General features: G+C 45.1%; 7 protein-coding genes and 1 pseudogene. 5 read left to right on the top strand and 3 right to left on the bottom strand.

From position 1 onward, the window contains the following. Window positions 1-209 (top strand): annotated as a pseudogene (locus AACU59_RS01175) (IS4 family transposase); the annotation flags it as partial. 56 nt (window positions 210-265) lie between these two features. On the opposite strand, the gene punC reads toward AACU59_RS01175, so the two are convergent. Then, entirely contained in the window at window positions 266-1,471 is a 1,206-nt protein-coding gene (gene punC, locus AACU59_RS01170) for a purine nucleoside transporter PunC (RefSeq protein ID WP_094145840.1), read from the bottom strand. Between the two features lie 148 nt (window positions 1,472-1,619). Between punC and punR the strand changes: the two genes are divergently transcribed. Next, window positions 1,620-2,525, top strand: a complete 906-nt coding sequence (gene punR / locus AACU59_RS01165; RefSeq protein WP_094145841.1) for a DNA-binding transcriptional activator PunR — start codon at window positions 1,620-1,622, stop codon at window positions 2,523-2,525. A 66-nt stretch (window positions 2,526-2,591) separates the two neighbouring features. On the opposite strand, the gene fadA is transcribed toward punR, so the two are convergent. Together fadA and fadB are read right to left on the bottom strand one after the other, a co-directional pair. After that, window positions 2,592-3,767 (bottom strand): acetyl-CoA C-acyltransferase FadA, encoded by a 1,176-nt coding sequence (gene fadA, locus AACU59_RS01160; protein WP_017046375.1) that lies wholly within the window; start codon window positions 3,765-3,767, stop codon window positions 2,592-2,594. A gap of 14 nt (window positions 3,768-3,781) precedes the next feature. Continuing rightward, complete coding sequence (gene fadB, locus AACU59_RS01155; RefSeq protein WP_064626100.1) at window positions 3,782-5,953, bottom strand: fatty acid oxidation complex subunit alpha FadB; 2,172 nt, start codon at window positions 5,951-5,953, stop codon at window positions 3,782-3,784. Window positions 5,954-6,171: 218 nt separating this feature from the next. Here fadB and AACU59_RS01150 point away from each other — a divergent pair, with 218 nt between their 5' ends. From AACU59_RS01150 to hemG, 3 genes are read left to right on the top strand one after another with little or no spacing between them, the layout of a single operon-like run. After that, window positions 6,172-6,795 (top strand): YigZ family protein, encoded by a 624-nt coding sequence (locus AACU59_RS01150; RefSeq protein WP_013855603.1) that lies wholly within the window; start codon window positions 6,172-6,174, stop codon window positions 6,793-6,795. A gap of 30 nt (window positions 6,796-6,825) precedes the next feature. Then, complete coding sequence (locus tag AACU59_RS01145) at window positions 6,826-8,283, top strand: TrkH family potassium uptake protein (protein WP_017046377.1); 1,458 nt, start codon at window positions 6,826-6,828, stop codon at window positions 8,281-8,283. A gap of 9 nt (window positions 8,284-8,292) precedes the next feature. Further along, window positions 8,293-8,820 (top strand): menaquinone-dependent protoporphyrinogen IX dehydrogenase, encoded by a 528-nt coding sequence (gene hemG / locus AACU59_RS01140; RefSeq protein WP_161437771.1) that lies wholly within the window; start codon window positions 8,293-8,295, stop codon window positions 8,818-8,820. Window positions 8,821-8,870: the final 50 nt, after the last annotated feature.

Below are 8,870 nucleotides of genomic sequence, written 5' to 3'. Positions count from 1 at the left end.
TGAGTTTTAACGGCACATTAGCTCATGTATCTGCGTTACTTGTAGGCTTACCTTACTCAACACCAGGAGCAATACCTCGTCAGTTAAAGGGTTTTCACAACATGGCTGAAAGCTTAATACTTGAAGGGCGAAGGGAAAGAACATTCCCTAGAACAGTTAAGCCTAGACCACAACGGTATGCTAAGAACAAAAATGCCGTTCACTCTTAAGTGAACGGCATTAGCTCATCATGAGCGGCTTTTTGTATCAGTTCTTATTAAAAGACTTACTCTTCATCGCTGACTACGCGTGCATTATCTGGTGTGGTGAAGTGTTGAGAAAGTTCGCGGTTCGAGACGATATAACCAATCCATAGTCCGCCCATACAAATCATAATTGCAATACCCGTCACCATTTGTGCTTGGCTGGCCAACGTTGCGACCAATGCGCTGGCTAAACTACTAACGCAGATTTGTAAGCTATTTTGTAAACCCGCTGCAGTGGCTGGGCTTTGTTTGGCACTCGATAGTGCGCGGTTCACCACGATAGGGTAAAGCGCTCCGTTGGCAACTGCTATTAAGCAAAACGGTGCCAAAATTGGCCAAATTGAGGTCAGTTGCCACTGTGAGGCAATGAATACTAATAAAGTGGCAACGCTGAAGAGGCCAATCAACTGCTTGAGCACTTTTTCGTCACCAAATTTATTCACTCCCACCTTACCTAAGTAGCCACCAACCATGAAAGCGATCGTTTGAGGAATAAAACTCAAACCGATATCTTTAGCGGCATAACCAAGGCGCGCCATAATCTCTGGCATCCCAGTCAAGTAAGCAAAGAAGGCCGCAGAAGCGCAAGCAAACATCATCACATTACCCAAGTAGGTTTTAGTGCTGAGCAGAGCTTTGATATCTTGCTTAATTGAGGTTTGTTTGGGTTGTGATTGCTCATTTTTTTGAGCAAAAGTACAGGCGACAAGTACAACGCCCATTAATGTCAATGTCACAAAAATACTGTGCCAACCAAAGTTATCGGCCAGTAAGACGCCTAATTGAGGTGCAAGCGCGGGTGAAAGTGCGACTAAAGGCATGATTGTGGCGAATATTTGCTGGCTTGTTTTAGCTGGGTAGCGCTGAATTACCATTGCTTGCCAGATCACTGCGGGAGCACACACCCCTAAAGCTTGCACAAAGCGTAACGCTAATAATTGCCACACCTGCTCGCTAAAAGCTAAACCAAATGATGCCAATGTGAAGAGAACTAGGCCAGCCGCTAAAGTGTTACGGTGACCATATTTATCGGAAGCTAAGCCCCACACCAGTTGACCTAATGCCATGCCAACCAGAAAAACGGTGAGAGACAAGGCTATTTGCTCTGGCCCTGTGGCAAAGTCCATTTCCATCGCTTTAAAGGCAGGGAGGTACATGTCTGTGGCAATGAAGCCAAGCATAGAGAGCGCGGCTAAGTACAGTAACTGTAATTTTGATGCTTTCATTTTTATTACCATTCAAAAAAATTAATCAATATTTGACCAGCATTAATCTATGCCAACCTTAATTTATCTACTCATCTATTCTATTTTTCGTTTAATATTAAATGAAACGCTAAATTTGTTGGTTATTCATCAAAAAAATTGAAGGCTTATGTTTTCTAAATCCTCATTAGAAATGCTTGATACTGTCGCACGGTTGGGTAGTTTTACCGCCGCTGCGGAGGTTTTGCATAAAGTGCCGTCAGCGATCAGCTACGGCGTTCGCCAAGTCGAACAAGATTTGGATGTGCTGCTGTTTCGCCGTTTACCTAGAAAGGTGGAACTGACGCCCGCTGGTGAGCTGTTTATGGTGGAGGCTCGCCAATTGCTTAGGCAGATGGAAGAGATTCGTTTACAAACTAAACGCGCGGCGCATGGTTGGCAGAAAACGCTAAAATTGACGCTTGATAACGTGGTTAAACTCGACAAAATGAAACCGCTGGTGGAAGATTTTTATCGCACGTTTGAGTTTGCTGAGCTGCAAATCAACATGGAAGTGTTTAATGGCTCATGGGAAGCTATTGCGCAAGGTCGAGCTGACATTGTGATTGGTGCAACCTCTGCGATTCCTGTCGGTGGTGATTTTGAAGTGCGTGACATGGGGGTGTTGGATTGGGCATTTGTAATGTCTCCTCATCACCCTTGTGCTCAAGAGCCCAATTTAAGCGAAGATTTTGTCAGTCAGTTCCCGGCGATTTGTTTGGATGACACGTCAAGTGTATTACCCAAGCGGCATACGGATCACTACCCGCAGCAACGGCGCTTACTTTTACCTAATTGGTATAGTGCGATTGAATGCTTAAAAAATGAAGTCGGTGTGGGCTACATGCCAAGACACATTGCACAACCTTTGATTGTTGATGGTGGGTTGGTTGAACGGGTTCTCACCGTTGATAAACTGCTTAGTCAATGCTGTTTAGTATGGCGTAAAGATGATAATCATAAATTGATCGAGTGGATGGTAAATTATCTGGGCAGTAGCGATCAACTTTATCGTGATTGGCTTCAAGCTAAATAACCTAATAAGAAGAGCCAGCAGTGCTGGCTCTTAAAAGACTCTTCAGTGAGAAGAAAAACAGAATGGTTATGGGCGCTCAAAAATAGTCGCAATGCCTTGGCCTAAACCAATGCACATCGTTGCTAGACCATATTTGGCGTCTTTCGCTTCCATCAAGTTAATCAGTGTGGTGGAGATGCGCGTGCCAGAACACCCGAGAGGGTGACCCAGTGCGATCGCCCCTCCGTTTAGGTTAACCTTCTCATCCACTACATCGAGCAAACCGAGATCTTTCGCGCAAGGTAGAGATTGAGCTGCAAACGCTTCGTTTAACTCAATCACATCCATATCTTGCATGGTGAGGCCTGCACGCTGTAGCGCTTTATGGGTCGCCGGAACTGGCCCGTAACCCATAATTGAAGGATCGCAACCAGCGACGGCCATTGATTTCACGCGCGCACGAATCTTTAAGCCAAGCGCATTGGCTTTCTCTTCGCTCATGATCAACATTGCCGATGCGCCATCGGACAGAGCCGATGAGGTGCCTGCCGTTACAGTACCATTGGCTGGGTCAAAAACAGGACGCAACTGTGCTAGCCCTTCAACAGTGGTTTCTGGGCGGATCACTTCATCAAAATCCAGCGTGAACAGAGTACCATCTTCAGCATGAGCCTCGGTGGGAAGGATTTCATTTTTGAAGCGGCCTTCAACGGTTGCTGCGTAAGCGCGTTGATGCGAACGAGCGGCAAAGGCATCTTGTTGCTCACGGCTAATGCCGTGCATTTTACCTAACATCTCAGCCGTTAACCCCATCATCCCCGCAGCTTTGGCAACGGTTTTTGACATGCCAGGATGGAAATCAACGCCATGGTTCATCGGTACGTGTCCCATATGCTCAACGCCGCCCACAAGGCAGATTTCAGCATCACCAACCATAATGGCGCGGGTGGCATCATGCAGTGCTTGCATTGATGAACCACATAAACGGTTAACGGTGACGGCACCAATTTCAATCGGCAAGCCAGCCAACAGTGCCGCATTACGCGCGACGTTAAAGCCTTGTTCTAAGGTTTGTTGCACACAACCCCAGTAGATATCTTCGATCTCTTTTGGGTTGACTTGTGGATTACGGGCTAAAATGCCTTTCATCAGATGTGCAGATAAATCTTCCGCACGAGTATGACGAAATGCCCCACCTTTTGAACGACCCATCGGGGTGCGTAGGCAATCAACAATTACGACATTTCTCTTATGTGAAGTCATTTGGACATCTCTCCTTAGATAGAACTTGCTTGTTGAGTACCGTAGAAGGTCTCGCCTTTTTCTGCCATATCAAGCAGCAGTTGAGGTACATGATACATCGCGCCCAATGCTTGGTATTGGCTTGCCATTGCAACGTAGTTTTGTAAGCCAAGACTATCGAGATAGCGGAATACGCCGCCTCTAAAAGGAGGGAACCCCAAGCCGTACACCAACGCCATATCCGCTTCTTGGGGTGAAGCGATGATCTTCTCTTCTAAACAGAGTGCCACTTCATTGATCATCGGAATCATCATGCGCTCAATGATGGTTTGATCATCAAAAGTACGTTTATCACCACATTCTACGTTAAGAACAGTGAGAACCTCTTCAGAGAAAGTTTTCTTCGGTTTGCCTTTCTTATCTAAAGTGTATTGATAGAAACCGCTGCCATTTTTCTGGCCATATTTATTGGCGTCAAACAGTGCATCAATAGCATCGCGGCCCTGTTTACCCATACGTTCGGGGAAACCTTGTGCCATTACTGCTTGTGCATGGTGAGCGGTATCAATACCGACCACATCTAGAAGATAAGCAGGGCCCATTGGCCAACCAAACTTACGTTCCATCACTTTATCGATTTGAGTGAAATCAGCGCCATCGCGCAGTAATAAACTAAAGCCACCAAAGTAAGGGAAAAGTACGCGGTTTACGAAGAACCCAGGGCAGTCATTGACCACGATGGGGGATTTACCCATTTTGGCCGCGTAAGCGACAACTCGATTGATGGTTTCATCGGAAGTGTGTTCACCACGAATAATTTCCACCAATGGCATACGATGTACTGGGTTAAAAAAGTGCATACCACAGAAGTTTTCTGGACGTTTGAGTGATTTGGCCAGTAGGTTGATTGGAATGGTTGAGGTGTTCGAGGTGATAACCGCATCCTCACCAACATTGGCTTCGACTTCACTTAGTACCGCGGCTTTGATTTTCGGGTTTTCAACCACAGCTTCAACAATCACATCCGCTTGCTCAATCCCCGCATAATGCAGGCTAGGCGTAATCGATGCCAGCACACTGGCCATTTTAAAACCATCAATTTTTCCGCGCTCTAGCTGCTTGTTAAGTAACTTAGATGCCTCGGTCATACCTAAATTAAGGGACGATTGAGCAATATCTTTCATCAAAACAGGCACGCCTTTTACTGCCGATTGATAAGCAATGCCGCCGCCCATGATCCCCGCACCAAGTACCGCCGCTCGTCCGGTTTCTTTATTGGCTGATTTAGCCGCTTTTTTTGCCAGTGCTTTAATATATTGGTCGTTGAGGAATAAACCGACCAAGGATTTCGCCGCTTCAGAATGAGCGAGCTTAACGAAGTGTTTACGCTCAATGGCCAATGCTTCATCACGGCTACAGCGCGCGGCTTCTTCTATTGCAATAACAGCGGTTATTGGCGCTGGATAATGAGGTCCGGCATGCTGTGCAACCAAGCCTTTGGCCATGGTGAAGCTCATCATGGCTTCTAATTTGCTGAGTGTCAGCGCGGACATTTTTTGCTGGCGACGCATTTTCCAATCAACGGTTTCATTGATGGCCGATGTGATGGTTTTGAGTGCTGACTCAAGCAGTTTGTCGCTATCAACAATCGCATCGAGCAGCCCAATTTTAAGGGCTTCTTCAGCACGACATGCTTTGCCTTGAGTGATCACTTCCATAGCATTGTCGGCACCAATTACACGAGGCAGACGCACACAGCCACCGAACCCCGGCATAATACCAAGCTTTGTTTCCGGTAATCCTATGCTGGTGGTTGCGTCACCAATACGGAAATCGGTAGCGAGTACACACTCACATCCACCGCCTAGCGCGTGCCCTGTTAAAGCGGCTAGTGTCGGAACGGGTAGATCTTCTAGTTTGTTGAAAATGCTATTGGCAAATTGCAGCCATTGGTCGAGTTCTTGCGCAGGTTTAGCAAAGAGGCCTAAAAACTCAGTGATATCAGCCCCGACAATAAAAGATTCTTTATCGGAAGTAAGAATAAGGCCTTTCAGTCCTTGGTGGGCTTTTAGGGCATCAAGTGCATGGTTGAGCGATTCAAGAGTGGCAAGGTCAAGTTTGTTCACTGACTCCTTGGAGCAGAAACGCAACTCCGCAATACCATCTTGTAATTCCTTTACCTGTAGGGTGTTGGCTTGGTAAATCATTGTCTATCTCCGTGACATACAACCTTAAGATCGTGTGTGAGAGTTTTTGTTGTATTAATGGTTCTGGTTTGACCAGTCGGTTTAGTTTGACCTGAGGATTGTTTAATTTCAATACATTTTTTAAACAACTGTTTAACATTGAGTGCGAATGGAGATCAGCGCTGCTTTTTTAAGTGCACGTGTTACACTCTTGCCATCCGCTCGATCTATGATTTCACATGAACGAACAACCTTATTTAATTCCAGCGTTGCCCACCCAATTTGAAGAGGAAATCAAAAAAAGCCTCTTTATTACCTATTTGGCCCATACTCCGAGTGTAGATGCTGCCAAAGCCTTCGTTGCGCAAATAAAGACAAAACATAGCGACGCCAGACATAACTGCTGGGGCTTTGTTGCCGGACGACCGGAAGATTCGATGTTGTGGGGTTTTAGTGATGATGGTGAGCCATCAGGGACGGCGGGCAAACCGATATTGGCGCAGCTAGCCGGATCGAGTGTCGGGGAGTTAACGGCCGTCGTCACTCGTTATTATGGTGGGATTCGTCTTGGCACTGGTGGGTTAGTTAAAGCTTATGGTGGCGGAGTACAACAAGCACTCAAGCAGCTTCAAACTATTGAGAAAAAAATCACCACAAAATTATCCCTAACGTTAGACTACGGTTTTGTGCCGATTGCTCAATCCATCATCGCGCAGTATGAAGCATTAGAAGTCGAAGCCGATTATAAAGAACAGGTTAAATTTCTTGTTGAGATAGAATTGCGCCATCTTGATGCCTTTACTCAAACTATCATTAATAAAAGCGGTGCAAAAGCTGTAGTGACCGCCATAAAAAATAATTAGGAAGTCAGAAGCTTCGCTTCAGAAAAAGCAATGCAAATTCGATCTATTATTCGTATCGTCGGGCTTTTGCTCGCGCTATTTAGTGTCTCTATGCTTGCCCCTGCGCTGGTGGCTTTGCTGTACCGCGATGGTGCAGGTGTACCTTTTGTCACGACCTTTTTTGTATTGTTGATGTGTGGCGGTTTTTTTTGGTTTCCAAACCGCCGCTATCGACATGAATTGAAAGCCAGAGACGGTTTTTTGATCGTTGTACTGTTTTGGACGGTTATCGGTAGTGCGGGTTCATTACCGTTTTGGTTGGCGGATAACCCTAATGTATCGGTTACTGATGCGTTTTTTGAATCATTTTCAGCATTAACCACCACCGGAGCAACCGTCATTGTTGGGTTAGATGAATTACCTAAAGCGATTTTGTTCTATCGGCAGTTTTTACAATGGTTTGGTGGGATGGGGATCATCGTTCTAGCGGTGGCCATTTTGCCAGTATTGGGAATTGGGGGAATGCAGTTATATCGAGCCGAAATTCCAGGCCCGGTCAAAGATACTAAAGTCACTCCAAGAATCGCCGAAACCGCTAAAGCACTTTGGTACATCTATTTAAGCTTAACGATTGCCTGCGCGACTGCTTTTTGGGCAGCAGGGATGACCCTATTTGATGCGATTTGTCATAGCTTCTCTACGATCGCTATTGGTGGGTTTTCGACTCATGATGCAAGCATGGGGTATTTTGACAGTTATGCAATCAATTTAATTACGGTTGTTTTTTTGCTCATTTCAGCCTGTAATTTTACGCTCCATTACGCGGCGTTTGCGACAGGTGGTGTTCATCCAAAATATTACCTTAAAGATCCAGAGTTTAGAGCTTTCGCTCTTATACAAGTCATTTTGTTTGCGGTTTGCTTTTCGATTTTACTCAAACACCATTCTTACGACTCTTTTTATGACGCTTTTGATCAGGCGCTATTTCAAACGGTATCCATTTCGACGACGGCAGGCTTTACCACAACAGGTTTTGCAGATTGGCCGTTATTCTTACCTGTATTATTGTTGTTTTCTTCATTTATAGGTGGGTGTGCTGGCTCTACGGGCGGTGGCATGAAAGTGATCCGTATCTTATTGCTTACCTTACAAGGTGCTCGTGAGATGAAACGCCTTATCCACCCAAGAGCCGTGTATACGATTAAGGTGGGCGGAAGTGCTCTTTCACAGCGAGTTGTTGACGCGGTTTGGGGATTTTTCTCAGCGTACGCACTGGTCTTCGTGGCGTGTATGTTGGCATTGATCGCAACAGGGATGGATGAACTGAGTGCATTTTCTGCCGTCGCGGCAACATTGAATAACTTAGGGCCTGGATTGGGTCAAGTCTCCGTACACTTTGCGGATGTTAATGACAGTGCAAAATGGGTATTGGTTGTTTCGATGCTCTTTGGTCGCTTAGAAATTTTTACACTATTAATACTGCTTACCCCTACGTTTTGGCGCAGTTAAGGATATCCCGTGCAAAAAGCTCTTTTTCTCTATTCTTCCCGTGAAGGTCAAACCAAGAAAATTCTTAACTATATAAAAGAGGAACTTTCTGAGTTTGATTGCAAACTTGCCGATTTACATCAAATTGAGGATATTGATTTAGCTCTTTACGATCGAGTCTTAATTGGTGCTTCTATTCGCTACGGACATTTAAATAAAAAGCTTTATCAATTTATAGAAAAACATGCCGAGCAATTAGCACTCGCTAAAGCGGCGTTCTTTTGTGTCAACTTAACTGCAAGAAAAGAAGCGCAGGGTAAAGATACTCCAGAAGGAAGTGTCTATATTAAAACCTTTCTCAGTAAATCAGCATGGCAACCCAAGCTAATCGGAGTTTTCGCTGGTGCTCTTTACTATCCACGTTATCACTTTTTCGATAAGGTGATGATTCGTTTCATCATGTCATTGACTGGCGGTGAAACTGACACCTCAAAAGAAGTTGAGTACACAAACTGGCAAAAAGTATCTCTTTTTAGTGATAACTTTAAAAAATTGTAAATAAAAAGTCGATTTTTAGCGTCTTTTGGCTTTTTTCTGTTCGAACAAAT

The sequence above is a fragment of the Vibrio sp. V23_P3S9T160 genome, from assembly GCF_963886625.1.
Lineage (GTDB): Bacteria > Pseudomonadota > Gammaproteobacteria > Enterobacterales > Vibrionaceae > Vibrio > Vibrio anguillarum.
The sequence above is the reverse complement of the archived record's forward strand: the minus strand, read 5'-3'. Positions and strand labels throughout refer to the sequence as shown.

What these genes read in the sequence shown, in the direction of transcription:
- AACU59_RS01150 (WP_013855603.1), top strand. Translation starts at nt 6,172, where the DNA reads ATGAACGAACAACCTTATTTAATTCCAGCGTTGCCCACCCAATTTGAA.
- fadA (WP_017046375.1), bottom strand. Translation starts at nt 3,767, where the DNA reads ATGACTTCACATAAGAGAAATGTCGTAATTGTTGATTGCCTACGCACC.
- punC (WP_094145840.1), bottom strand. Translation starts at nt 1,471, where the DNA reads ATGAAAGCATCAAAATTACAGTTACTGTACTTAGCCGCGCTCTCTATG.
- fadB (WP_064626100.1), bottom strand. Translation starts at nt 5,953, where the DNA reads ATGATTTACCAAGCCAACACCCTACAGGTAAAGGAATTACAAGATGGT.
- punR (WP_094145841.1), top strand. Translation starts at nt 1,620, where the DNA reads ATGTTTTCTAAATCCTCATTAGAAATGCTTGATACTGTCGCACGGTTG.
- AACU59_RS01145 (WP_017046377.1), top strand. Translation starts at nt 6,826, where the DNA reads ATGCAAATTCGATCTATTATTCGTATCGTCGGGCTTTTGCTCGCGCTA.